Annotated in this window: 24 protein-coding genes; 3 read left to right on the top strand and 21 right to left on the bottom strand. The window is 39.4% G+C overall.

From position 1 onward, the window contains the following. Positions 1-143 precede the first annotated feature (143 nt). Genes ABIB30_RS25440 through ABIB30_RS25450 form a run of 3 tightly spaced genes read right to left on the bottom strand, consistent with a single transcriptional unit; the run spans position 144 to position 2,289 of the window. Complete coding sequence (locus ABIB30_RS25440) at positions 144-1,421, bottom strand: MFS transporter (RefSeq protein ID WP_354305833.1); 1,278 nt, start codon at positions 1,419-1,421, stop codon at positions 144-146. Between the two features lie 4 nt (positions 1,422-1,425). Then, positions 1,426-1,650 (bottom strand): hypothetical protein, encoded by a 225-nt coding sequence (locus tag ABIB30_RS25445; protein WP_354305834.1) that lies wholly within the window; start codon positions 1,648-1,650, stop codon positions 1,426-1,428. A gap of 48 nt (positions 1,651-1,698) precedes the next feature. Then, positions 1,699-2,289 (bottom strand): TetR/AcrR family transcriptional regulator, encoded by a 591-nt coding sequence (locus ABIB30_RS25450; RefSeq protein ID WP_354305835.1) that lies wholly within the window; start codon positions 2,287-2,289, stop codon positions 1,699-1,701. A gap of 263 nt (positions 2,290-2,552) precedes the next feature. Between ABIB30_RS25450 and ABIB30_RS25455 the strand changes: the two genes are divergently transcribed. After that, a complete protein-coding gene (locus ABIB30_RS25455; protein WP_354305836.1) occupies positions 2,553-3,092 on the top strand; it encodes an AsmA-like C-terminal region-containing protein in 540 nt (179 codons plus the stop codon). Between the two features lie 197 nt (positions 3,093-3,289). Here the strand turns inward: ABIB30_RS25455 and ABIB30_RS25460 are convergent, their stop codons facing one another. The 9 genes from ABIB30_RS25460 to ABIB30_RS25500 form a co-directional block, all read right to left on the bottom strand. Beyond that, a complete protein-coding gene (locus ABIB30_RS25460) occupies positions 3,290-3,586 on the bottom strand; it encodes a hypothetical protein (protein WP_354305837.1) in 297 nt (98 codons plus the stop codon). Positions 3,587-3,594: 8 nt separating this feature from the next. After that, positions 3,595-3,897, bottom strand: coding sequence for a hypothetical protein (locus ABIB30_RS25465; protein ID WP_354305838.1), 303 nt, complete (start codon positions 3,895-3,897; stop codon positions 3,595-3,597). Positions 3,898-3,908: 11 nt separating this feature from the next. Continuing rightward, positions 3,909-9,008, bottom strand: a complete 5,100-nt coding sequence (locus tag ABIB30_RS25470; protein WP_354305840.1) for a phage tail protein — start codon at positions 9,006-9,008, stop codon at positions 3,909-3,911. Between the two features lies 1 nt (position 9,009). Then, positions 9,010-9,417 (bottom strand): hypothetical protein, encoded by a 408-nt coding sequence (locus tag ABIB30_RS25475; protein WP_354305841.1) that lies wholly within the window; start codon positions 9,415-9,417, stop codon positions 9,010-9,012. Between the two features lies 1 nt (position 9,418). Then, positions 9,419-13,009: a hypothetical protein gene (locus tag ABIB30_RS25480; RefSeq protein ID WP_354305842.1), complete on the bottom strand. Its 3,591-nt coding sequence runs from the start codon at positions 13,007-13,009 to the stop codon at positions 9,419-9,421. Positions 13,010-13,220: 211 nt separating this feature from the next. Beyond that, positions 13,221-13,700: a hypothetical protein gene (locus tag ABIB30_RS25485; protein WP_354305843.1), complete on the bottom strand. Its 480-nt coding sequence runs from the start codon at positions 13,698-13,700 to the stop codon at positions 13,221-13,223. Positions 13,701-13,702: 2 nt separating this feature from the next. Then, on the bottom strand, positions 13,703-14,206 hold the full coding sequence (locus ABIB30_RS25490) for a hypothetical protein (RefSeq protein ID WP_354305844.1): 504 nt from the start codon (positions 14,204-14,206) through the stop codon (positions 13,703-13,705). Between the two features lie 239 nt (positions 14,207-14,445). Further along, on the bottom strand, positions 14,446-14,967 hold the full coding sequence (locus ABIB30_RS25495; RefSeq protein WP_354305845.1) for a CHAP domain-containing protein: 522 nt from the start codon (positions 14,965-14,967) through the stop codon (positions 14,446-14,448). Further along, positions 14,964-15,473, bottom strand: coding sequence for a phage holin family protein (locus tag ABIB30_RS25500; RefSeq protein WP_354305846.1), 510 nt, complete (start codon positions 15,471-15,473; stop codon positions 14,964-14,966). The genes ABIB30_RS25495 and ABIB30_RS25500 overlap by 4 nt, the downstream gene beginning before the upstream one ends. 274 nt (positions 15,474-15,747) lie before the next feature. Between ABIB30_RS25500 and ABIB30_RS25505 the strand changes: the two genes are divergently transcribed. Further along, positions 15,748-16,149 carry a hypothetical protein gene (locus ABIB30_RS25505; RefSeq protein ID WP_354305847.1) on the top strand — a complete coding sequence of 134 codons (402 nt, stop codon included), beginning with the start codon at positions 15,748-15,750 and terminating at the stop codon, positions 16,147-16,149. Here the strand turns inward: ABIB30_RS25505 and ABIB30_RS25510 are convergent, their stop codons facing one another. The 4 genes from ABIB30_RS25510 to ABIB30_RS25525 all read right to left on the bottom strand — a co-directional run bounded on the left by ABIB30_RS25510 (position 16,150) and on the right by ABIB30_RS25525 (position 19,739). After that, a complete protein-coding gene (locus tag ABIB30_RS25510; protein ID WP_111632283.1) occupies positions 16,150-16,464 on the bottom strand; it encodes a hypothetical protein in 315 nt (104 codons plus the stop codon). Positions 16,465-16,554: 90 nt separating this feature from the next. Next, positions 16,555-16,842: a hypothetical protein gene (locus ABIB30_RS25515; protein WP_354305849.1), complete on the bottom strand. Its 288-nt coding sequence runs from the start codon at positions 16,840-16,842 to the stop codon at positions 16,555-16,557. Further along, positions 16,839-17,543 carry an AAA family ATPase gene (locus tag ABIB30_RS25520; protein ID WP_354305851.1) on the bottom strand — a complete coding sequence of 235 codons (705 nt, stop codon included), beginning with the start codon at positions 17,541-17,543 and terminating at the stop codon, positions 16,839-16,841. The genes ABIB30_RS25515 and ABIB30_RS25520 overlap by 4 nt, the downstream gene beginning before the upstream one ends. Positions 17,544-17,597: 54 nt before the next feature. Continuing rightward, entirely contained in the window at positions 17,598-19,739 is a 2,142-nt protein-coding gene (locus ABIB30_RS25525; RefSeq protein WP_354305852.1) for a Mu transposase C-terminal domain-containing protein, read from the bottom strand. A 152-nt stretch (positions 19,740-19,891) separates the two neighbouring features. On the opposite strand from ABIB30_RS25525, the gene ABIB30_RS25530 reads away from it, so the two are divergent. After that, positions 19,892-20,806, top strand: a complete 915-nt coding sequence (locus ABIB30_RS25530; protein ID WP_354305853.1) for a LexA family transcriptional regulator — start codon at positions 19,892-19,894, stop codon at positions 20,804-20,806. A 225-nt stretch (positions 20,807-21,031) separates the two neighbouring features. On the opposite strand, the gene ABIB30_RS25535 is transcribed toward ABIB30_RS25530, so the two are convergent. The 5 genes from ABIB30_RS25535 to ABIB30_RS25555 form a co-directional block, all read right to left on the bottom strand. Further along, positions 21,032-21,586: a hypothetical protein gene (locus tag ABIB30_RS25535; RefSeq protein ID WP_354305854.1), complete on the bottom strand. Its 555-nt coding sequence runs from the start codon at positions 21,584-21,586 to the stop codon at positions 21,032-21,034. A gap of 233 nt (positions 21,587-21,819) precedes the next feature. After that, positions 21,820-22,758 carry a tRNA (adenosine(37)-N6)-dimethylallyltransferase MiaA gene (gene miaA, locus ABIB30_RS25540; RefSeq protein ID WP_354305855.1) on the bottom strand — a complete coding sequence of 313 codons (939 nt, stop codon included), beginning with the start codon at positions 22,756-22,758 and terminating at the stop codon, positions 21,820-21,822. Next, positions 22,749-23,603 carry a hypothetical protein gene (locus ABIB30_RS25545; protein WP_354305856.1) on the bottom strand — a complete coding sequence of 285 codons (855 nt, stop codon included), beginning with the start codon at positions 23,601-23,603 and terminating at the stop codon, positions 22,749-22,751. Before ABIB30_RS25545 ends, miaA begins: the two co-directional genes overlap by 10 nt. A 59-nt stretch (positions 23,604-23,662) precedes the next feature. Beyond that, positions 23,663-23,995, bottom strand: a complete 333-nt coding sequence (locus ABIB30_RS25550; RefSeq protein WP_354305857.1) for a hypothetical protein — start codon at positions 23,993-23,995, stop codon at positions 23,663-23,665. A gap of 43 nt (positions 23,996-24,038) precedes the next feature. Continuing rightward, complete coding sequence (locus ABIB30_RS25555; protein WP_354305858.1) at positions 24,039-25,133, bottom strand: MBL fold metallo-hydrolase; 1,095 nt, start codon at positions 25,131-25,133, stop codon at positions 24,039-24,041. Positions 25,134-25,277 lie beyond the last annotated feature (144 nt).

Below are 25,277 nucleotides of genomic sequence, written 5' to 3' on the forward strand. Positions count from 1 at the left end.
TCTACCCCCTTTGCCTTTATTCGGCTTTTCGTCTTTTATACTCATTTTTCTGTTTTGAAAAACTTTCTTATGTAAACTCTTTTCAGGAACGGACAACCTGTCAATTTACTTTGACAGACTGGCCGAAAAAGCCGTAAATACTGTTAAAACTCCGACATAACCAGTTCAGGTTCTTCTGCCTCAGGCGATACCGTAGCTGGTTTCTTTTTAGCCAGCTGGTTCACTCTGTACATTAAAAATATACTGATCAACGTAACCACTACGACCACATAACCAACAATATCATAATGTTCTATAGGACTGAATTTAGTTTGCTGAACGACGATCATACCTGAAACTGCAGCTGCTACTCCACCTGCAATTTGCTGCATGGAAGAGTTAATACTCATAAATGCACCTCTGTCTTCCATATCAGGGATTGCGCTTGTTAAAGCGGAAGAAGGAACCATACGGCTCATAATTCCGATCATCATCAGCACGTTAAGGCCAATCACGATCCAGAATGGCGTTGCAGATAAATTGGTATAAGCTCCACAGATCAGCATGGTCCAGATAGAAGCAATACTGAAAATTCTGAATTTACTTACCGTATCACTCAGCTTTCCGATTAAAGGCATAATGATCAATGAACTTACCCCGGAAACCATAAATAATATAGGTAACTCTTCGGCTGTAACATGCAGGTTATTAACCGCAAAAACGCTTCCAAATGGCATCATCATAAAACCACCAATGGACAGTGCAGCCGTTGCTGCAAAACCAATCCGGTAATTCTTTTTAGATACTGTATGCCAAAGATGCTTAAATGCAGACCGGTCATGCTGCAAACCAAGATGTTTGTTGATTGGTTTTAAAACCACCACTATTAAAATGGCAATGATTATAGCCACAGCAGCCACCATTACAAAGGGTGACTCCCATCCCCATTTGTTCGCAATATACAAGCCGATTGGGATACCCAATACCTGACTTGCCCCAAAACCCATTTGTATAAACCCCATAACTCTTCCCCTTTGCTGTAAACTGAAAAGGTCGGTAATAATGGCCATAGAAATAGAGCTGATTACTCCGCCAAATAAGCCGGTAATAATACGTGCAGCAACCAACAGCTCAAAGGAATTGGCTAAACTGCATAAAAAGGTTCCAACAATGAAACCACTGTAAAAGAATAAAAGCAGTTTCTTACGATCAAAACGATCTGCAAAACCTGCAGTTAATAAACCTGAGATACCTGCGCTGAAAGCATAAGCAGAAACTGCAATCCCAAAAGAGGAAGGCTTCATACTTAAAGACTTAATTAGCATATCTCCCAAAGGAGACATCACCATAAAGTCAAGTATAACAGTAAATTGAGTCATTGCTAAAATAAAGATTACTATCTTTTGATAGCCCGAAAAAGGTATAGTTCCTTCAGTTTTCATAATTCTAAGTTAATTCACAACACATATAGCCGTGATTCCGGACCATGTCGATGATTTGCTCATGCTTTAGGTTATAAGAAACGATTCTTAAAACATAGTCTTCATCATCGAGATCCACATTCCATTGTTCAATATTCTTGTTTTCGTCCAATAAAGGCTGTAAAGCCTGTTTATCCTCTTCAGATTTTATATCTGTTCTAAAAAGCAGGATATGATTGAAATTTTCCATTTTTTTGTCATTCTTAATTCTGTTTAAGTATATATGTTATCATTTAATTTACTTCTTCAATCCTTTCACAACCAGATCAAAAGCCTCCCATAACATCTCATCGGTCATCTTGAATGGCTTTCCACCAAGACTTTGCCCTTCATTATTAAACTTAATTAAAGCGTAAAGGGGTGCGAATGCAACTGACCAGTAAACTTCAAAAGGCATTTCCCTGACTTCTCCACGGGAGATAATGTTATCATTAAATCTTTTGAATTTCACTAAAGCATCTTCCATTAAAGTAGAGAGAAATTGATCCTGGTAAACAGAGGCTCTCAACTGATCATTAAACTTGCTTAATATTGGGTTATTGATCAGCTCCCGATACCGGTTTTCCCATTGCTGGCGTAATCCGGCTTCAAAAGAAGCTTCAGCATCGAAATTATGCAGCATTGACTTTGCCAACATTCTGCCGTGCTCTACAGCAAGTTGGGAAAGAAGGTCATCCTTGTCCTTGTAATAAATATAAAGTGTGGCCACTGAAATGCCACAAGCTTTGGCGAGCTTATTCATACTAAAACTTTCAAAACCACCATTCGCAATAGTTTCTACGGCAATTTTTTTGACCAGCTTCTCTTTCTCTATATCTCTTGTACGCATAAGTATTAAATGATTAATCAAATATAAGTGAATATTCATTCATTAATGAAATAATAAATAAAATATACCTTTGCGCCACACATTTCTAATTATTCACTCTTGAAAAAAGTACTTAAGATCACAGGAATAAGCATTGCGTCTTTAATCCTGTTGGTATTGCTCATCCCCTATTTAATCCCGAACACCATTTCTAAAGAAATAGAAAACAACATTAATCAGAATATCAATGGGAAAGTTATAAAAGTTTAACTCCTGAATCTGCTTTGTTCGATTATCATATTTCAGCTAAAGAGTTTGATATTGCCAAAGCTTATAAAGAAATCCAGATCTTCAGAACACTGGCTACCTCTGCTTCCAAAGTTAAAGGAGTGGTCGGACTGGATTATCAATTATCCGGAAAGCTGAACCGGGATATGCTTCCGGTATATCCATCTTTAAAAGGGGCTGGTGTCTTGTCTTTGAAGAAAGTGAGCCTAAGCGGATTTAAAATGATGAATGCGGTGAGTAAGGCAACCCGAAGGGATAGTTTAAACAATCCGGACTTGCGCGATGTAGAGATTAAATCTACGATCAATAAGAATATCATTACTATAGAAAGATTTAAAATGCGGATTGCTGGTTTCAGGCCGCGTTTCGAAGGACAGGTGAGTTTTGATGGCCGCCTGAATATGAGCGGAAGATTAGGTTTGCCACCTTTTGGTTTAATTGGAATTCCTTTAACCATTACCGGTACACAGGATAAGCCATTCATTACTTTAAAAAGAAACAAAGAAGCTAAATTAGAAGAAAAAGAGGAAGAGTAGTTTTTATTCAATACCGGATGAGCTTTCCTATAACACCGCCAAATCGATCTGTACCTAAAAAACTGCAATAACTCAAAACCAGATGTACGGTTTTGGATCAAAAAAAGAAAGGGCTTTTAATTTAATTAAAAGCCCTTTTGTTATTGCTGGAAAATTAGCACTGGCAGCACTCAGAAAACTGCCTTTATTTTAAAGCATTATGCCATCGGCGCTGTGATCAGCTCAACCTCTGCAGTAATTGCTGCTACCAACTCATTATCACATTCCGCATTGCTGAATGAGATGTTGGTGTTTGTACCACTTTTAGCATAGGATAAAAAGGGCTGTACAGCACTCTGATCCAGTGCTGTAAAAACACCATTCACTTGTACATCCTTTACTTGTTTCCCGGTTTCAAATGAATATTGAAAATTTAATTTCCATCCATTGATTTCCATTGAATCGTTTTTTTGTGTACGGGTAGATATATTAACCCTTTTTGTAGTTGTTGCCATGTTATTGTTTATTTTAAAGTTTCTAATTTGTTAGTCAGGTAAATTTTCAGTGCTTTGTGCGCTGGAGTACCCAGCATTTTTGTGATTTCAATTGATTGGATTAACAGGTTAAGCTCATCTATGTTCAGTTCTACTACTTTTGCAGCTGAATCCGAATGATAAATCTTACTTCCCAATTCGGACATAGGGATGTCACCACCTATATAAATTGTATTGCCAAATCCTTTAACCCATTGATCAGGCATAATAAGCTTATTACCTTCTAAATCTTCGTATACTACTTCTTTGAAGTCTATTTTAGTTGTTTTCATATTTTATATAGTTAATTCATTGGGGCATTTGTAAACCGATTAAACTGGCCTGCCCTTACAATTATCCCTTTAGTAACTTTAAATCCCCAATAGTTGCCAGTATTAGGATTGGCATAATCTGAGAGTCTGCAATAACCGGTCAGACCAATTTCTCCGGCAACTCTTATATCTCCATCTCCAATATCTATTGCAATGTTGCTTGATGCTCCTGTCGCAGAAACCCTCAGTCCGATATTAAGGCCTCCCGGACTACTCTTATTATTTTCAAATCTTGCTACTGCGGTAGCCCCAACTGTTGCCGAGAATACATTGTTACCAATACCAGCAAAGGAACCATTTGTATTATTTATGAAAGCCATATACCCTCCACTAGGATTCAATGCAAATCGATTACCATCAGAATTGGTCGCACTTTCCATATAACTATCCCTGATATTGAAACCACCGATAATACCTGCATTTACATTTATAGTTCCTGAAATATTAGCATTTGCAGCCGTTAAAACCCCGGCACTGGTTACGGAAAATAGTCCGTTGGCTGATGTTATGGCATTATCTTGAATCAAGATCCCCCCTATCGAACCAGCAGTAGCACTTACTGTTCCTGAAATATTAGCATTTGTAGCCGTTAAAGCTCCCGCACTCGTCACCGAAAATAATCCGTTCGCTGATGTTATAGCATTATTTTGAATCAAAATCCCACCTATTGAGCCACCATATGCAGCTATATTTCCTGAAATATTAGCATTTGTAGCTATTAATAGCCCGGCATTTGTTACTGAAAATAATCCGTTAGCCGATGTTATGGCATTACTTTGTATCACAATCCCACCTATCGTACCTTTAGTAAAATTTAAATCAAGCCCGCTGATATAGCCAACGTTAATGACATTCGATCTTATATATGCTGCATCTATGGAAAAAGTTAGTATGCTTCCATTATCTATTGTAGTCACCCCTTGCGCTGCGGCAGTAGCAATGTCACGATAAGCCATTGTCTTCAACCGGGCTGTCAAATCATTATTTGCCTGCTGTGCGGATACTGCTTTATCATTTGCATTTGATATTGCCGCCTGCACATCTTCAGGCGCTGGTGACCAGGAAGTGGGTTTACTGGATTCTTCTAATTTTACCTTTGCCCAGTAGGCTTCATGAATAACACCAGACCCATAGATATAAGGTCGCATATATAACAGACCATTATCATTTACACCTGATGTTTTAAATGTGAGATAACAGAATCTCCATTCTTGATGGGCTACCGATTGATTCGCACTGAGGATGGTGTAACCCCAGTTTGTTGTATTTGGACTATCGCCTATCCACAAATGGAATGGTGCTACGTCATTTATTGTACCAGACCAGCCTACGGAATAAATCCAGCCCGACCACGTGTACACAGTGCCTTTTTTTAGCCTTACCGGCTCTAAGTAAAAAACATCACCCAATGAAATATCGTAGGAATGCAGACAAGCCGAGCCGTCTGTAAATCCCCCAGCTACAATTGAACCACTCCAATAAGCAGTTGTAGTGAAATTTCCGCTATTCTTCAACATATTTACCCCGCCAAAACTCACAGAATCAATTAACGCTTTCGCTGTTAATTCTGCAGCGTCTTTAGCAGTATTTGCCTTTGCCTGCGCATCCAGGCTGGCCCCGTATAATGCATTTGCTTGTGCGGCATTAGCTTTACTTGTAGAAATTAGTTCCGTATAGGCGTTGGCTTCTCTTGATACATCCTCTGGTGAAGGTGACCAATCAGCCCCGTTATTACCTTCCGCTATTTTCAAATTTCGGATGAAGAACGCCTGTCTTGCTCCTGTCCCATAAATAACCAACGGATCATTCCCGCTTATTCCTCCTGAATTTGAGACGTAACTAACCCTGGTCCAGACTGGATTGTCAGGAACATATATACCATTAGAAACACTATTTAAGCCAATTGAAAGGTAATTTCCTCCTGTATAATCTAAACCTTTAACATCAAATGACACAATATAATCTGTATGAGCTTTTATTGGTACAGTTAGTTTTCCAACACTATATACGCCGTTTGACATACCAGCTGATATTATTTTTAAAGCTGGCAAACCATCAATAATAACCGCTTCGGTGCTTCCCCCATTAGAATACCAACCAGTTAAACCATCCTTAAATGCTCCATCTAATACCAGGTTCCTGGTTCCTAACTTTATAGCATCAATTTTGTCGGTAACATTTTTAGAAAGATCTTCAACTGACGGTTTCCAGTCAGTTGCTTTATTTCCTATCTCTACTTGCAGCCCATCTAAAACAAACCAACTTGCCGAATTAATATCAAATCTGATCGCCATCGTTTTAGCTTCTGCAGGGGTTGAAATTGTTAGTGAATTTCTCTTTCCCCATGAAAAGTCAGTATTCGTATAGGTCATCGGAATAGTCGGTTGAACATCAGTTCCATTATATGCCAGAACTATATTCAATCCCTTAGCTGCCGAAGGCGAAATAGAGTAGAAAGATATGGTATACTGAGTATTGCCAACAACGTTAATTCTTGGCATTTGATAGTAAAATATAGGATTCAGACCTTTGTTATCGGCTAATAAAAAGTAGTTACCTAATCTTGGTAAGATCCCTCCATATTCACTCGATAATCCCGGATCGCAATTATACTTCCCTTCCAACAAAGGCTGTTTATCGAAATTACCGCCACTATATAAATTCGCGCCCCCAATTTGTATAGCTCCAATTTTATCTGCCACACTTTGGTTGGTAGCCGCATTTCCACCAGTAACAACTATTTTTCCTTTTATAAATGCGCGATCAGCATATAAACCATAACCATCCAGCTCTCCAAGATCAGCATCGCTAATCCCTGAAAGTTTACCCAGACGTACTTTTGTTTTACCCGATAGATTATCTGAATTAATGCCATCTAAAACATCAATATAAGGCGCACCAGTATCACTATTCGTTAAATATATCAAGCCCTGACGATTGCTGTCAGATGTATTACCAAACTGAAAAACACTATCTCCCGCAGCCGGCATACCTCCACCAGTTTTACCACCTTTATCAAGGTCAAAAATACCTGAACTAACCGCCCTGACACGTGCAGTATAATATTTTATACGTTTTCCATCCCACACCTGGCAGCGTACAATATCATTTACTCTGAATTGTACAGCGATCGTTCCTTCGTCGGTATTAATCTGACAAGACCAGTAATCAGCATGCTCGGTTACCTCTTTGATTTTTGCCACGTTAGTAATTGCGATGCTACCCCCACTACCCGTGATCTCGCGTATATTAAGGACATTTACATTCAATTCCTTACGCACGGTAAGATTGTCAAATTCTGCACTCCCGTCAGGATTTATTTTATAGCCTGTTCCTGTAAAACCACTCACATAACCTTTGCTATTTACTGTATCAGCAACAACAGATAAAAATGTAACCGCATCCGTTTTTCGCACCGGCTGATTCATGAAATCATCAAAATGCCTGCCATCCCACTGATCACTATCTTTGGCATAATCTGCTTTTAAAGCATGTCCGGATTCAGGTGCATAATCTGCTTTTAAAGCATGCCCGGCTTCGGGGGTATAATCTGCTACTCCAGCTTTGGTTTTAGTTCCCGATAGCATCAGATACCCATCCTGCTCAGACAAACGGTTAAGAAATATGTTTTTCCTGATCTGGTTAATATCCAGTAAGCCACTGCTTTCGATCAGTTGTAATGTTCTTTGCTGCTGCGCATACTGGCGGATAATCTCATTAGCACCAATACTATCAGTAACTTCAAACTCATATTTAAAAGCACTTTGAAGATCACGTTTATAGGCAGCTATCCGGATTTCTCCATTGATGCCCATATCTGTATCAGTAATCAGCACTGTATTACCCAGCGTAACTTGAACGCCCAGTTGTTTAAACCAGATCGGGTCACAGTCAATCGTGTAAGCGAAGTTTAAAGTTGGGTCACTATTTTTTTCATAGTAGGTCGAAGACGCTTGATTTAACCTATTTTCAGCAGCTAAAACATAGTTTTCTGGCATAGCTATATCTATTAAAATATACTTATCCCCTACTGCAGGCCTTAAAAGATCAGAAGGCATCTCTATAGATTTTTCTTCTTCGTTCTTTTTAATAGTCACCTGCTTGGTTTGATGATTATAAGCTGTAATTTCAAAAGAATAACCCGCTAACTGCCCCGTATTGAACCTTACTTTCGAAGGAATATCAAGCTTAACAGCATTGATATCAAAATCTAAAGTAATGTCAGTAAACAACTTCCAATTACCATTACCTGGCACAACAGCAGTAACCACTCCTTCGCGTTCCGGTTTGATATCAAAAACCTGTGAGGCTTCAATCAGTCCATATAAAGCAACTTTTGCAGGATCTTCAAAATAGGTTTTACCTCCAGGCAACAATAAATTACCTGAAGAATTTCTATAGCCTGCAGGTAAATTCTGAGCAGATCCTCTAACATACAGACGCGTAACGATATTGATGTTCTTGTTATTACCTCTCAAGATACTGTATAATCCCTTTCCCTGACCATATCCAAAAGACATCCCGCTGCTTTGCTCCCGCTTTTGAAGGTGGATAGTTTTATTGTCAATCCAGAATTCTGTTTCAAACTCCTGGGCCAGCCTGTTCAATCCCTGCAGACAATTTTCAGCATTGAACGTGAAATTTTTATAGCCAGTATCATCCACGGTACCTACAGACCAGCCAGCACTATGGCGATTTGCATTTTCTACAATTAAACCAACAATAGTACCTGCATTACCCATGAGCGTAAAAGATGGTTCTAAAAGCTGATTCTGCACATTCAGGAACTGCAGTTGAACTTTTGCCAGATCATAGAATACAGCTTCTAACTGCATGTTATATTCAAAGCTGTTTTTTGCAACTTTTTTTACCGAAGGAAGTACATTGAGCTGATAACGCTCTCCATAAACCAGCACAAAATCCATCAGCTTAAAATCAATATATTTGGGAAGCGTGAAAGAAAAGTCTACCACATTCTCTCCCATAGCTTTTTTGCTCTGTTTACCTGTCGGGCTTACACTGGCAATGAGCCATTCTGTAGAACCACTGGTCCTTTTAATCTCGTATCTCATTTTATAAAAATTTTACTTTGATTGTCAAATCAAACATGATTGCAGTTTTACCACCATTGTCAAGTTCATTCAGTTTTTTCCAGTTACCGCTTTTTTTAAAGTAAACTTGGTAAGTCATCGCATGATCTTCTACGGTCAGACTTGAATATCCAGGCTTACGCAATTCCTTAAAAAGCGAATTCCTTTTGAGCCAGAAGTCTGAACGGTTATCGGCCACAATGCAGCATTTCAAAGTCACTTCCAGATCGTCGAACTTGGGGTCACTTAAATCTATATACTCTCCGTTCTCATCTTTATAATCAAATGAGTCAGAGTTCTTTCTGTCACCATGCCCTAATAAAGCAGAAGCGTCTTCGATTTCCAAACCGTAGTTTGGTCTTACATCAAGATTGTTTATTGCAAAATCCATATTATATTCCTGCGGCTCTTGTAGCGTTGTTAGTATTCGTTAATTTACTGTCGATGCTCATCAGATAAGGTAAAAACCTCTCTTCAACATCAGCAGATCTGCCAGTATTCAGCTCAATTTCTTTAAGAGTAAGGGTCTGAGATCTGATCTCCAGCAAAGACTCAGACATACTGGATGTATTTTGTTTTGCCAGTTCATTTCCTTCGATCTGTGCAAGGCGTAAACCGCCAAACTGACCGGCAAGTAAATTGGCTTCCTCAGCAGTGATCCCTTTGATTGCATTGGCCATTCCACTATCGCCAGAACTCTTGTCTTCAAAACTTACCCCGGTAGTTTTTGATATCGAATCCCACTGCGCAGATAAACTAAGCTCCAATGCCTTAGCTCTGTCTTTCCAGCCTTGAATTTCTTCTTCTGAAGGAATCTTACCATTGGCTGTTAAAGCAGTAAGTTCTTCGTAAAGAGGCTGCATCGCCTTTTGTACTACGTTATATTTGAAACTATTGACAATCGATTTCTTAAGGATGCTCTCAAAACTATCACCCAGGTCTTTAGCAGATAGTTTACCTCCTTCTACCAGATCAGCAAATACATCTGATAAACCTTCTACGGAAGTTCCGGTTAAAAGCCCACTAATCTGCTCTTGCAAATTTTCAACGTCAATACCAGATTGTTTCAATTCTTCACGCAATGACTTTAAAGCCTCAAAATCAGATTTAGCCTGGTTCTTTAATTTACCCTGCATATAAAGTTCTTCCAACTTCGCATAATCACTTCCACCGAGGCTGGCCATAATATCCCAGGTTTTAGCCTTTCTGATCCATGTACCGTGTTTTGAACCTACTCCTTCAACAAATTCCTGTCCCTGAATTGAGGTAAAAACCTTATCGTAAGCCTTTTGTAGTTCAGGACTTTGCTTTTTCAAAAGATCAAGCTGAGCAATCATACCTTGATAATTTGTTTTACCACGCTTTACATCATCCTGTTCTCTTTTTCTGATTAATGCCTGGTATTCCAGCTCCCCTTTCACTGCAGCATCCTGATAATCTTTCATATATTTAGCTGCTGCTTCTTTGGCGGCTTTCAAGCCTTTAAAATAACCCATTACACTATTGGCTACACCAAATGCTGTGGAGGCAATCCCCAATCCTGCACCTAGCTTATCTAAAGTGCCAGAATCAGGATTTTTAACAACTGCAACTTGCTTTTTGATATCACCAACACCAGCAACACCAGTTGCTACTGTACCAATCATAGCTGCAATATTGTCGTTAATTCCACTAAAGCTTTGACCTACCGCACGAAGTTTATCAGCAAGTTTGATCAATTCATCTGCCCCTCCGGTTTGTACTGTTTTCTTAACCTTGAAAATATCCTTTTCCAGCTTTTTTCTCGCCTCAGTAGTTATTGTCGCAGCACCCAATTCTTTTTCAAGCAAGGAAATAGCCGTTAATGTACTTTGAACACTCATCTGCTCAAGGTTATCAAAAAGGTTTTTATAGGAAGTCCATTTTTTGACATTTGATTCATCAGCGGCAGTCACTTCCTGATCGCCTTTTTCCTGCGCCAGCTTAGCTTCTTCTTTATTTCCCGAAGTTTCTAATGCGCTTACAGTAGCTTTAGATTTTGCTACGATATCCGCACGTTTATCTGCATAAGTTTGAAACTCTTTTAATAATTCGTCCAGATTCTTCTGCTGTGCTACTTTTTCCTGGTTAATATCATTGTCCAGCAGCTGGCTTTTCGCCCCCTCCAGTGGAGTCCGGTCTTTAGCAGGTAATTTTGCTTTTTCTTCTTCCAGGGCCTGCATATAAGTTTTACCAGCTTCTTTCACTTTAGGAAAACGTTCATTAGCTTTCTCTTGCCCAAGAACTTTTTTATAATTTTCATAATCGGCATATAGTTGTTTTTTCTCCGCCAGATCAGCTTTTATTTTATCAGTTCCCTGTTTAAGAGCCAATTCTTCTTCTGCTCGCTTTTCAACGGGTTCAACCAGCTTAATATCAATAAGTTCAGCCTTACTATTACCTTTTTTCTTTGACGAAGCTATTTTCTTATTCTCAAGGACGATAATCTCCCGGAATTTGGTGAATTTCTCTTTTAATGCAGTAAGCTCAGCTTCATCGGTTTTGAGACTTTTAACCGCATACTCTTTGTCCAGATCGGCTAGTTTACCCATTAACTCTTCACGGCTGCTTAAAATAGCTGCAAACTCACTTTCATCAGACTTAGAAATAGCTGTTTTTGGAGGCGCAATTTTTACTGCTGGGCCTTTAGGATTTGCATCTTTAATATAGCCAACTCCCTCCTTAATAGCGACATCCATTTCCTGCTTACTCTTTCCAAGTTCATTAAAGTTTAATTTGGCAAAGAAATGTCCTCCATTCTCATTATTTCTGGATGCAAGGATAGCATTCTCTTTATTATGCGCCTCTTTGACAATTTGCATAGTACCACGATCCAAAAGAATCGCAAATTTCTTCCTTTGGGTAGCCATTTCCTTGAGATTCTCTTCGGGTAAAGATGATTGCCAATACAGTTGCTGAGGATCAAAATCTTTATCTTTAAGACCTAATTTCTTACCCTGAGCTTTGATTGCGGTAAAAGCCTTTCCCTGTATAGCCTTAATAGCTGAATCAGAATATTCAGGATAGTCTTCCTCGAATTCCCTTTTCTTTTTATAATAGGCCTGTGCTTTTTCTTCAATCACACCTTCTGCCGCTTTGGCCAATGCCCTTTTTTGAATGAGTTCGATTTGCCTGTTGATAGAATCTTCAATTAATGTGGAATTATTAATATTTATGATATCTATTTGATTTCCAGCATCTGCAAGACTGTTATATTCTTTCAGTGCTGTATTTCTGCGTTTCATTGACAAGGTTTTATCAGTGATCACATTCTTTAAAATGTCAAGATGTGCAAACTCTTTTGCATAGCCATTTACTGCCTTCTCCTGTATATCATTATTTACTTTCTGGGATTCAGCAATAGTATCTAATGCCTGACTTCCCTCATAAACCCGCATTCCAAAGGAAATAAGCTGTGTACCAAAAGCGGTTAAGAGTGTTTGCCCTACAGATAAGAGCCCACCCCAGGAAAATAAACTGCCGGCCATCTGCTTCCAGACAGGAACAGTATCCTGGCCGCCAGCAGAGAGTTCTGCATTCGCGCTTTTTAATTTCCCGATCTCACCAATCAGCGACGGAATATGGTTGGAAACCGCTATAAATCCTTTTTCTGCCGAGTTAGCAAAAGCAGGCAATTCACCCAGCATCCCAGTTAGTGAATTTTGAACACCGCTAAAGCTTAATTGCCCTGCCCTGCCACTCTCCTCAGTAAGTGTGGTTAGCCGCTGTATTTCGGCTTGTGTTTCTTGCAAACGACGGTTATAGCGATCAATATTTTCAGGAACCGTGGCTTCTATCATTCCTTTTTGGAAGATAGCAGCAGCACGTTCAAGGCGTTGTAAAATGCCTTCCTGAGTTTTTGCCTCATCGCCAACACCTTTGATCCGTTCACGGGTTGCTCTCAATTCCTGTTCAACCTGAGCAGAATTGAGAGTGAAAGTTATGTCTAAATTTGAGTCGTTCATTTGCTTTGTTATTTTAATCCCAATCGTTCAGCCAGTGTATCACCGCTAACTTTTTTAGGTTTCTTTTTAATACGTTTCATTGTCGGGGCATCGGCTAACATCAGCCTGATATTGATCCAGCTGGTTCCCCATAAAATATCCTTAAAGGTCCAGCCGGTACGTTCTGCTATGGAAAATATTACACCCCATACGCTATCTAAGCCACAGGCTTTTAACTCGTATGACTGATCTGTTGGCTCACCTTCGGCTTCATCATATTCAATGTCTGCCCCAAGCTGATAATGTGTGTAAAATCCTCAATTCCACCTTGCAGTACAACAATCTCCATGACCGTACACATGGCACGCAGCGTGAGCTTATTCATCAGATAAAAAGCGAGTACAGGTGTAAATAGCAGGCTAAGCAGACGATCGTTTAATAAAACGCAGGCAACCAGCTTAGCAATTGTTTTGGTGTGTCTGAGCTGCTTGCTTACGAGTTCATTAAATGGAATTTCGTTTACTTTGGCCACATCAAGACCCAGCTGTAAATAATAACTGCTAATCTGTACAAGCGTCCCACCCATAGGGCTTTGTATTTTTACTGTTATTCTCTTTTTACCAAAGAGCCGAAGCAACAGAGGTGCGGGGAAATGAACCGCCACACCTCTGTCCAGCAATGTTTCGGCAGCTCTAAACTCTACCGTATTCATTTTTATGCTGGATTACCATAACTTACAGAAGTCACTCCAACTTTAGCAGGCTCCAACACCGTACCTTTTACACGGATAACGTTAACATCTGTAGGACTGAAAACACCAACAAGCGTTGCTGAAATGTGAACACGTGGGAATAACCAGGTCGCACCCTGAGAATCTACAATTTCATGAGTTTTTTCAATAATTGGAGACTTAGAAGGTTTATTCCAGATCTTATTAGGCGCAGTCCCTGTAAGGTAACCGCCCATATAATTCTGCATTACTTCTACATCAAAAGTCATGATGTCGTACTCAACGGTGATGTCTCCATCTTCGTTGATCACGATAACAGGCTGAGATTTACCCGCAGCTTTAATTTTTGTCTGCGTTGCATCAGCCTGGGTAACTTTTACCGTGTTTTCTTTGATTTCTCCTGGAGAAGTTAAAATTTTGGCTGCATCACCATCTAATTCTAAATTTCCTACTTTTAATGATTTAATATCTAAACTAAATTGTGACATAATATTGGTTTTTAAGGGTTTAATTTTTAATAAAGGATCAGACTTTCGTCTTACCCCTGTGTGTTTTTAATTGCTGACACATCTGTTCAGCTCTTTTTTAATGGACATTTTTGTTTGTTGCTAAAGTGATCTGCCGACAACTTCAGTCAAGTTTCAGGTTACATTCAATACATTGCTTTTCTCATTTTTGGTTTTTAAATACACGTTTATTTATTTGCTCTTTCTTTTATCATTCTGCCTCACCACACCTCTGCCGCATAGATATAGCCCTCTACGTTCAGCCCGCTTTCATTAAAATTCCTGGTGATAGTCCGTAGCTTCTGCGCCACGCGGTCCCCTTCCCTGCTTCCACTGGCGTTGGTATTTCCTTCAATAGTTGTCATTGTATTTCTGGCGTGATCAACGCTGATGACAATTCCTGCATGACCACTTTTACTCCTTCCCATCCGCCAGATTACAATGGCCCCGGGTTTGGGTGTTTCCCCGACAGGAAAAGTCCCGTTATTTTCATGATTCCGTAAGGTCTGCAGCGCTCCGCCACTACAGCAGCTGTTCACGATTGACTTAAAGCTTTGATGTCCACTATAAGCTTCCTTGTAGACTAGCTTCGTAAAGAACGCACACCAGGGTGCACCTTTATACCAGCCCACGTTCTTCATTTGCTGTTCAAAAACAGCGTCTCCAAAGCCTGAGTTACCTTTTAGTTCCAATTTCCCTAAATAGCTTCCTGCTATTTCAATTATTCTATTTACACCGCTCATGATATCAGATTGTTAAGTTTATCCTGTATTTTACTAATCCAATGGGTCTTCTCTTTCCCACTGATCACGGCAAGGTTTTCAAGTACGCTCACCACATTTTCAAGCAGAATCTGCGAGAGCAGAAACAGGTGCAGCCAATCGAACATCAGCCCTGCCGCTGCCCTTTGGTGCGCCTTAAAACTTTGAGACATCACATAGGGAAGCGCAATCAAAACCAGGTAATAAAAGACCTTGAAACTAAAGCGGCTAAGCTTCATGCTGCTGATCCCCTCTTTGCGGATATGTGCTGCGACTACCCCGCTGGTAACCTCGGCCATGAACACCAGCATCAACAGGGCAAAAGCATAAGTATCCAGGCCAAAAACACGGTCTATCAAAGGAAACATGACACTAAACATCATACTGGCAATGGTTAAGCGGTATTTAGTCGTCGGCCATAAACTCTGACCTAATTCTAACCAGCTGTGGTAATCAAAAGAGCTAAGCATTCTGGTTAAAAACTGCATTAGCCTGTACAATTTGAAGTCTTGTTATAAGGAGGGTATTTAGTCGTTGTTTTCTCATTTGCTGTTCGATTATGATACAAACGTACAGCAGAAAAAAACCCTAAAAAAACGCCGCAAAACCATCATAGCACAGATTTTAGTTTATATAGCAGTAATTACCATGATAGAATTACCCGGTTTTTTTGCCCTGTTTATAGTAGCGATTTTTGAACTGTTATTACGCTTAAACGGGTTGGCTGGACCAACCCCGGAGAGCTTACTTAAAATCAGAAAAATGAAGAAAGTTTATTTAAAAATGTTGGAGCGCTTCAAAGAATTGCCTTCAATCAAACAGCTCGAAGAAGACTATGGACAGCTGGAACAAAGCGACAAAACTGCGTTACTTAAATTCCCCTTTGTGGCCTTCTCTATTTCAGAGCCCGTCCGCAAAAATCTAACGGCCACAAAGCAGGTTTGCGACTGTGAGATTAGTTTGCGCCTGGCACTGGATTATGGGAAGGATATTAGTATTTCGCCTTATGATATCCAGGAAGCCCTGGAAGCGAAATTTCAGGGATGGGGTGATCAGGAAATGAACCGCTGGGAATGTAAGTCCCTGGTGAAAGAACCAAGGCTGGACGGGCTTGTCGTATTCAGGTTCCTGTTCAAGACAGGTTATCAGAAAAGCCCACAGTAATTACTGCCAGTTCAGGTGCGGATATTTTTTTCTCAATGTGGTCTTGTCGGGTGACAGGGCCACAATTTCTTTTAAATTTGCATCCCCTTCGGTCAAACAGCTGATAATGGTACTGCCACTGATAAAGAATTCCTTTTCCATATCTGCAACCGCCACATCAAACCTTTTTTTCAGGATATGGTAATAATAGTAAAAACGGTGGGCCATACAATCATTGCGTTCTGTTGCATAGATATTGCGTTTCCCTTTCCGGGTGGCATCAGCCTCGAAGGCTGGTGGAAAAATTGAAGTAAGTGTCTGGCTGCCTCTGATCATTGTAGTACAAATGTCTTTACTGGATAGTATAAATTAAAGAAAAGTTATTAAATGAAGAAAAACTCCCTCCGGAGCTTTTCTTCATTACCGTTAATCATCACCTAATCTTTTGATACTTTCCAGATACCAGTTTTTAAAAAGCCTGTTGTATAAAATCAGGTCATTAAAAGCGTCTCTGCAGTGGTATAAAATACCGATCCGGTTGTGCTTAGGGAACAAAGCAATAATCTCACTATCGGCTGTCTGATCTTCTGTTAAGATCATCACGGTAATATATTTTGCAAACAAAATATCAGGTAACCGGCTTGCGCCTTGCATATCAGCAATAGTGACTCCGCAAACTTCTGCGACCATTTCCATTATCTGTACTGGTTTCATATCGCCTGCCCTCCTTTCCTGTTATAAGCATGAACCAATCGTTTTACCCTCCTGATATCTCCTTCACTCTCATTGACAATGCGGTTTAATTCAAAATCATCAGAAACCCCGTTAAGCTGCGCAATCTTTTTTAACTCACCCTGGTTATTGGCAGGAAGCTCAACGAACTTTCTGCCGATACGGCTGTACATCTCCTTATACCCTTTTTTATTCATGGACACGCCTTTAAGAATTCTCTTCTTCAAATGATCTGTAGCCTGTAAAACAATCCCGCACTTATCTTCGGTTTCATTGTAGATCGTGATAAAGAAATAAAGCAGCGGATCACTGATCTTATCCGCTTCATCGATGATGATTATCGGATTTTCTACACTTAAAATGGTTTCAAGAATGGCAGACATCATTTCATAAACACTATAACCACCACTATTTTTACCCATTGCCGTTAATAAATCAGCCAAAAATGTTTTACGGTTCAGATGCTCTTTACATTTGATCAGAAATACATTCTGCTGATCGGCAAAAAGTCTGGCTGGTTCTGATTTGCCACTTCCTTCGGCTGCTACAATACAAAAAACTTCACTGTAATTCTTAGCGTCCTTATAAATTTTTTCTATTAATTTCATTCTGCGCGTATCCCTGGACACGATCCAGCTCTGGGATAAGTCATTTTTAATTCGTTGCTTTGTTTGCATATTCATTTTGTCGTTTTAAAATGTTTATAATGGCCGCCTCTGCAAAGGCGGCTTTTTTTGTTAATAGAAGTCGTAAGGATTTAATTCCTCTTCGGCTTCCGGCTCTTGTGTTGTTACTCGTTGTGCTGTTACTAGTTCTTGTGCTACCACTTGTTCTTGTGTTACCACCTTTCCTGCTGTTACTTGTTTAGCTGAGATCTTATGCTTTGGTCTGAGCAGTACGGCCTGATATTGACTTTCCAGATAAAGTGTTTCTGCTCCCTGTTTTAAATCCTTAATCAGCACACCTGCTTGTAAAAGACTTTGGGGATCTATAAGGATTTCATCTAAAATCTTTACGCGTTGTTCCAGTGTTTGCGTTAAAAGTGCACCTATTTGCTTTTTAGCTTCAAATAAACTTCCGATTCTTTCCCGGTCGCCTGTTTGGTAATCGGCGATAGCAGCAGGGACTTTTTGATAAGGACTGGCAACAAACCTCAGTCCCTTGCCATCCGTAATTAAGACTTCACTGAGATTTTGAGGATCATAAATTACCTCTACTTTTTTACCATGATGTTCATAAATTATCTGGTCAGGAATATCCAAACTGATCTTTTTCCCTTCTAATACTGGCCTTAATCCGCTTGCGGTGAGCGTGAGTGGTTCACCCGCCCTTTTTTTACCCATTAACTGAAGTTTCAAAGCGGTATCAATAAGCTTGACTTTACTTTTTTCAGAAGCATTAAATGCCTCCAGCCATTCTTTTTGTCTGCTTACGCCAGATTTAGGATTGGGCTTCATGCGCATCACATTGATAAATGTTTCCACGATAGCCGGCATCTCCTCTATTTTAGGGTAATCTTTTGAAGCCTGTACTACATATTCAGCACTCAGGCGCTCCTTAGCAGTGATATTTTTACCTGCATAATTATTAGAAGGCATTGCTTTGAGCACCTGATGCCACTCTACACCAAAACTCCTTTCAATATATTTTCCCTGCGGTACACCATGGGCCTGTGGAGTGAATATGGCTACCTTGCTATAAAATTCAGCCAGTTTGTTTTTGAGCTTAACGTCAAGTCCCCAGCGATCGGTTTGCAGTTGATGTGGCAAATAATAGTTACCCGTCAATACCTGGATATGGTTCATTGCATTACGAAAAGCCTCATAAATTAATTCATGCGTTACCCGATCTCCAAAAGCATAACCTAGTATATAATCGTTATAAGTATCAGTAATCACATAAAGCATCGGGCGATAGTATTTACTTTTCTTTGTACCTCCGGTTTCTGTCCATGTCTCTGTCTCAAAAAACAGATCTAAACAATTATCATCTGCGTTGACAAACAGAAGTGGTGCTGAAGCCCTGTCCCTTTGTATATGTTTACTGTATTTGCTGTAAGCATTTTTCTTTCCTTCTCTGGATGCGGACAGAATATGTTCATTTCTGTTTTTGAAATAGCCAATTGCTCCCGGTGTAACCTGATGCTGACCGTTTGATTCCGCAAATTTATTATAGGCCGCTGCGACCACAGTATAATCATGCTTTCTGGGATCGGACAATAGCTTCAATAAAACAGCTTCCGCAGCTTCTCCTTTAATCTTTTTCGCATTTTCATTCCCAAACCTGAACTTTTCTATCAAGAGTTCATATTGATGTGCGGGATCTGTTAACTCCTGATATTGCCTGAGCTTTTCTCTTAATCTTTTTGCATTGCCTGGTATCCCAATCTCCTCTTTACGGATCAGTTCTGTAACGATATCCCAAAATACAGTCAAGCTGATTTTTAACTCTCGTTTGATTGCCTTTTTATCATTTGTAAAACTGGCGAGCATATTAAGCCAGCTGGCAGCTCTGGTATACCGGTCTACATAATTGATCTGTCTTTTACCATTGATATCTTTATCACAAGCTGGCAGTTTTAATCCATTAGGCAATACGTAATGTTCATAGAATTTTTGTGCCTCATAATCCCAGTTGATTAAGTTCAGGACAGGAGTTTTAGCCAGGTATTCATATGGGTTTCCATATTTCGCCCTGATTACTTCTTTACGGTTTTCTTTGAGGGTTTCATACTCGATATATACTTTACGGCCATTCCCTCCCAGTCCATGGACAGTGATGTTATTACGCCGCTTATCATTCTTATAAGAGTCCAGTCCAAACAGGTCAACATATTCACTATAGGTAAGACCTATTTTGTTATTAGTTATATATTCCATCCTGCTGTCTTTTGTTTTTCTGGCACATCTCGTTTTTATTTTTCTTACCTTCGATTATTGTTCGATTAAGTTTACAATTATACAGATATTCTGTATTAAAAGAAAATATTTTTTCAAATCGTACAGAATATCTGTAATAAGCACATACTCAATTGGAGAAAACAATTAATCAGCGGTTTAAAGAGGTGGTTGACTTCCTGACAGGGAATAAACTCGTGAAAAGCAAGAAGGATATTGCGCTGCAACTTGGTATCAGCCAATCTTATCTTTCAGAGATTCTGAATAATAGAATTAAGATAAGCGGGGATTTTCTACAGATATTCTTTATTAAATTCGGTATAAATCCAAATTATATTTTTGGTACATCTTCCGATATTTTGCTTCAGCAACTTAATATTGCAGCAGAACAAAAGGCACATCTGGTAAATGAATCAGCAGTTGTTTATCCACAAACAACAGTATCCAAAAATGACACCCCAGCGCTGCGAAAACATGACGCTCCAGCTGACACTCCAAATCTCAATTTCGGCGTACCAAAAGTAGTGTCCGTGAATGAGAATAATGAAGAACTGATCAGTCTTGTCAATGTAAAAGCGGCGGCTGGTTATCTGAACGGTTACGCAGATCCGGAATACATTGAACGTTTACCTACTATCCGCATGCCAGGGATCAAAGGTGGTTCACACCGGGCGTTTGAAATCAGGGGGCATTCTATGTCACCAACAATGCATAACTCTTCTATAGCGATAGGCCGTTGGGTAGAGAGCTTCGATGATATCCGGGACAGATATGTTTACATAGTGATCACAAGATCAGAGGGTATCGTGATGAAAAGGGTATTAAACAGAATTCATGAAACAGGAAAACTCATCTTACTCTCTGATAATCAAAATAAGAGGGAATATCCAAATATAATTTTAGACGTTTCGGATGTAATAGAGGTCTGGAAATTAAGAGCAGGTTTTATATTTGAATTCCCTGAGCCAGGAGAACTCTACAACAGATTCAATGACCTGGAAGCGAAGGTTTCTATTATGCAGGACCAGATGTTAAGAATGCTTAAATAAGTTTAGAACTATACTGTTGAAGAACAAATGGTTTTTATGGGTCTGGTGAATTATAAGGGTTAAACTATTGTTTAATAAGGCGATCCGGTAATTCAGATTTCATCCTATTGATACAAGTGGTTTTAATGGACTTAGTTAAGCACCGGTAAGCCTATTTCTTTTAACAAAAAAGGGTGGATGTCTTAAAGACACCCACCCTTTTTAAATTTAACTTATCTTTTCTGACTATAATTTGAAACCGTAAGCGATACGCAAAGCGATCTGTCCTACACTTTTGTTATCATAGTTGTTTGCATAACGTAATGCATCACCTTTACCAGTATTTTCATATTTAATACCTAAGTCTAAACCATTACTCCATGAGTAACCAAGAGTTGGCGCATAAAGGAAAGTTGTTTTTGAATCTTTAGATACGCCAAAAGCAGCACCTACTTCACCCATTGCATAGATACCTGAACCTGTTGGATCAAAGAAATACTTTAAGCCAGTTTTTACAGGAATGTAAGCATAGTCCGGAACTTCAATGTTATTGACAGCACCTACATTATATACACGGTCTTTTGCAAAATAGTGATTATAACCAGTTGCGATTGGCACCGATAATTGTTTAGTTACATCAAACTGTGCACGTACATCAATACCGGCGGCAACGCTATAATTATTATTTGTAGGGATACCTATATTTGCACCAACACCTATTTTTTGAGCACTAACATTAGTTGTAAAGAACATTGCCACAACAGCTGCTGCCGAAGCAAGATATTTAGTAGAATTTTTCATTTGTTTATATTTATTCATGTGTTTTGACGATTGACAATTATTATCAATCTTTCATGGGGTAAATACAAAATGCATGCCACTACGATAATCAACTGCTCTTTTTCCTGATCAAACAAGCCTTAAAATGGTATAGATGGCTTTTTTCAAAACAGGAAGTTTTTCAGCAATAATCAGGAACGTCATCTCCTGCAACATTTGGTAAGGAATACTTGATCAGCTTATGTAACAGCCGCTTACTGACCGAATGACTCCGTATATAATTTGATAACTTCCTTCTTTAATTGGACAGGATCCATTGCAGAATCAAGCCAGTTTATCATAATACCGTCTTTTTCCATTTTTCTGAAAAAAGTCATCTGCCTCTTTGCAAATTGGCGGATTGCGATGTACAATTTCTCTTTTAAGTCTGGTAAACTGAGCTTATTTTGAAGATATTCAGTGATAAATTTATATTCCAAACCATAGAAGAGCAGCATTTCAGCACCTACTCCCCGCTTTAAAAGCCCTTCGACCTCTTCAATAAGACCATTGTCAAAACGCTCATTCAGCCTTTTATAAATTCTTTCTCTACGGGAATCAACCTCTCCACCAAGCCCGATCACTAAAGGATTCAGCAAGGGACGGTTTTCTTCTATTAATGTATGATGTTGTAAATATGCCGCAATCTCAATAGCTCTGACTAATCTCTTAGCAGAAGAAAGATCTGCATGGGCCGTTAATGCAGCCGGATATTCTGCCAACACTTTACGTAATGCTTCAATATCATGTGATGGAAGACTTGTCCGCAATTCTTCATTGACTGGCACTGCTGTAAACTCATGATTTTGCAGGATACTATGAATATACATGCCCGTGCCGCCGCACAGCACCGGTACTTTATGCTGCTGATTAAGATTTTCAAATATTTGATAGAAATCTTCTTTAAATGAATTCACATTATAATTCTCACCTGCCTCTCTGATATTAATCAAATGATAGGGAATAAGTTTTTCACCAATCTTATATTCGTGCAAATCCTTTCCGGTCCCAATATCCATATCCTTAAATACCTGCCTGCTGTCTGCACTGATAACTTCCCCATCCAATGCGGCTGCAACACTAACCGCAAGTTTAGTTTTTCCCGAGGCCGTTGGACCAAGTATAATTAAAAGTGGGTTTTTCTTTATTTGCATGGTATGATATATTTCAGGTTCCCCATATTAAAAACACGGCTATAGTTTAAAGATTTTAAATAGGTTGCTTTCTCTGTTGCTGTCAGTTCAGCAATAACAGTACTGATTTCTTCTGGCAAGCGATGCGGAAAATAGCGGATATTATTCACCGTATCCAGCCATATTTCTGCGGGAGGGATTTGCCCAACCAGTTCAAAACCTAACTTGGTATAACCTTTTCCATAAGACCAGTCCAGATCGGCATAGGTCATCACATCACTGGGGAGAATAGTTTTGATTAAATGTTTGATCAGCTTGCTTAGCCCACCCTGTATTGTAAATCCATCGGCAGTGGCGAATCTGATCAGTTCAACAGAGGTGTGATCTTCGTGTCTTCTGGTCATTTTTCTTTTGCCACTAAAAGTAGCTACTGCAACAAACTGACCATCAAAAATCAAGGCATATCTATGTCTCGCTTTAGCTGATCCCTGAAGGTGGTTCTCTTTCAGGAAAGTATCTGCCTCTGGCTGGGTTATACCTATCACAGCGGTTTTCCTACCATGAATCCGCTGGTTCTTTCCTAGTAAAGCACTAATACGGCTCAGAATCTGTTTCGGTTTATCAGCCCAGATATCTTCCCAAAGTTGAATCAACTGTTTGCCTGAAACCGTATATTCCTGTTGTAATCGTAACGTTTCTGCTGAATCAGGATGGATGGCTATACTTAATAAATTAAGATACAATTCATCATTATCCAGGAACTTTAATAAAAGAAAAGAGTCAGAAGTATAAAGTTCTGACTCAATGCCAATATCCAGTAACGCTTGTTTAAGCTCTTGTTGCCAGCTTATTTTTTGTACACTCACTCTTGTTTTTTGTTATAGCAATACCTGCTCTTTTTATCTCCATTGAATTTCAAGTTGCCTTACACCCATCCATGCTCTTTGAATATCTTGTAGCCTGCAGCAACTTTATCCTCTATTAAATTCAAAGTTACGTCATCCAGCTCTTTAATAAACATAACGCGCTCATGCTGAGGAATAGAATCTGGCAATACCTCAAAAGCAACATGATCATCCTTAATCTCTATACTGAGAAAAAATACACCGGATTTTTCCTCCCCATCTTTCTGTGCAGGCGAAGCAGCCCAAAGATCGTATTTCTGATCACTATTTACCCCATCATTGAAGCCTAAAGTAGTATAAGGTTGTAAAGTTGCCCTGATTGTTTGAAAAATTTCTATAAGATCCGTTTTCATAGCTTTCATATTTTGAATTCATAAGTATAACAAGCATTAAAAACTATTGTTTACCATTCTCTACATTTAGCCACCATTTCGTATCCGGATAAATTCCACCGAGCACAAAGGTTTCTCCCATTAAAGGAGTTGTTATCGGCTGCGCTGATTCTTCAGCACTTTTAGAAACCCGCAAAATAGAATCATTCCAGTCGTGTAATGCCAGCGTGAACTTTCCCCAATGCACTGGTAAAAGTACTTTTGCTTTCAGATCCTTTGCTGCCATCACCGTTTGTTCAGGAAACATATGGATCAAAGGCCATAATTCGTTATACTGCCCGCATTCTAGAATTGCCAGATCAAACGGGCCGTGTTCGTCACCAATAACCTTAAAATGGCTGTCATAGCCAGAGTCTCCGCCCAAAAACAATTTATGTTCGGGAGTTTCCAAAATAAATGAAGACCATAAGGTGCGGTTGCGTTTAAATAATCTTCCAGTAAAATGTCTTGCTGGTTTTGCTGTAAATTTAAGACCACATAAAACAGCTTCTTCCTCCCATGCAAGTTCAGTAATTTTCTCTGCCGGAATTCCCCAGCGGATTAAATGAGATCCTGCGCCTGCCGAGGTTAAAAAGTGTTTTACGTTCCCCTTTAGCTTTAATATACTTTGATAATCCATATGATCATAATGATCATGGGTAATCAAAAGCACATCAATTGCAGGAAAATCTTCCGCTCTGATAAAATCAGTACCCGCGTATTGCTTTTTACCAATAAAAGAAAACGGGGAAGGTGTTTTACTGAATACTGGATCTACTAGTATTTTTAAAGTATCCAGCTGCAATAAATAAGAAGAGTGTCCAAACCAGGTAACTTTTGAACCCGATACGGAATCAAGTTCTGGTGAAACATGTGGTAAAATAGCTGCTGGCCTGCTGTTGGGATTACCCTTCAGCATGGCTTTGACGATTGCAAAATAACCATCTTCGGGCACCATAGGCGTTGAAGATTGATTTTGGAGTTCATCGCCTTGCGCATTAGGCAACCGCCTGATACGTTCCAGCCTTGCACCTTCCGGTAAACGACCAAAAACTGGTAAGGTTAAAATGGCATAAACCAATAAGGATAATGCGCAGAGAATAAATAAAGTGATATACATAGGTTTAGAATGGCTAATCATAAAACTATACGATAACATCAACTTAAAATGCTATGCATAGGAATTCTGGAACGAATATAACAATTGGATGAAGTATCAAGCCCGGGAAATTTATTAATATTGCACGAGCCTGTTAATTAACAG

Source organism: Pedobacter sp. UYP1 (genome assembly GCF_040547305.1).
Lineage (GTDB): Bacteria > Bacteroidota > Bacteroidia > Sphingobacteriales > Sphingobacteriaceae > Pedobacter.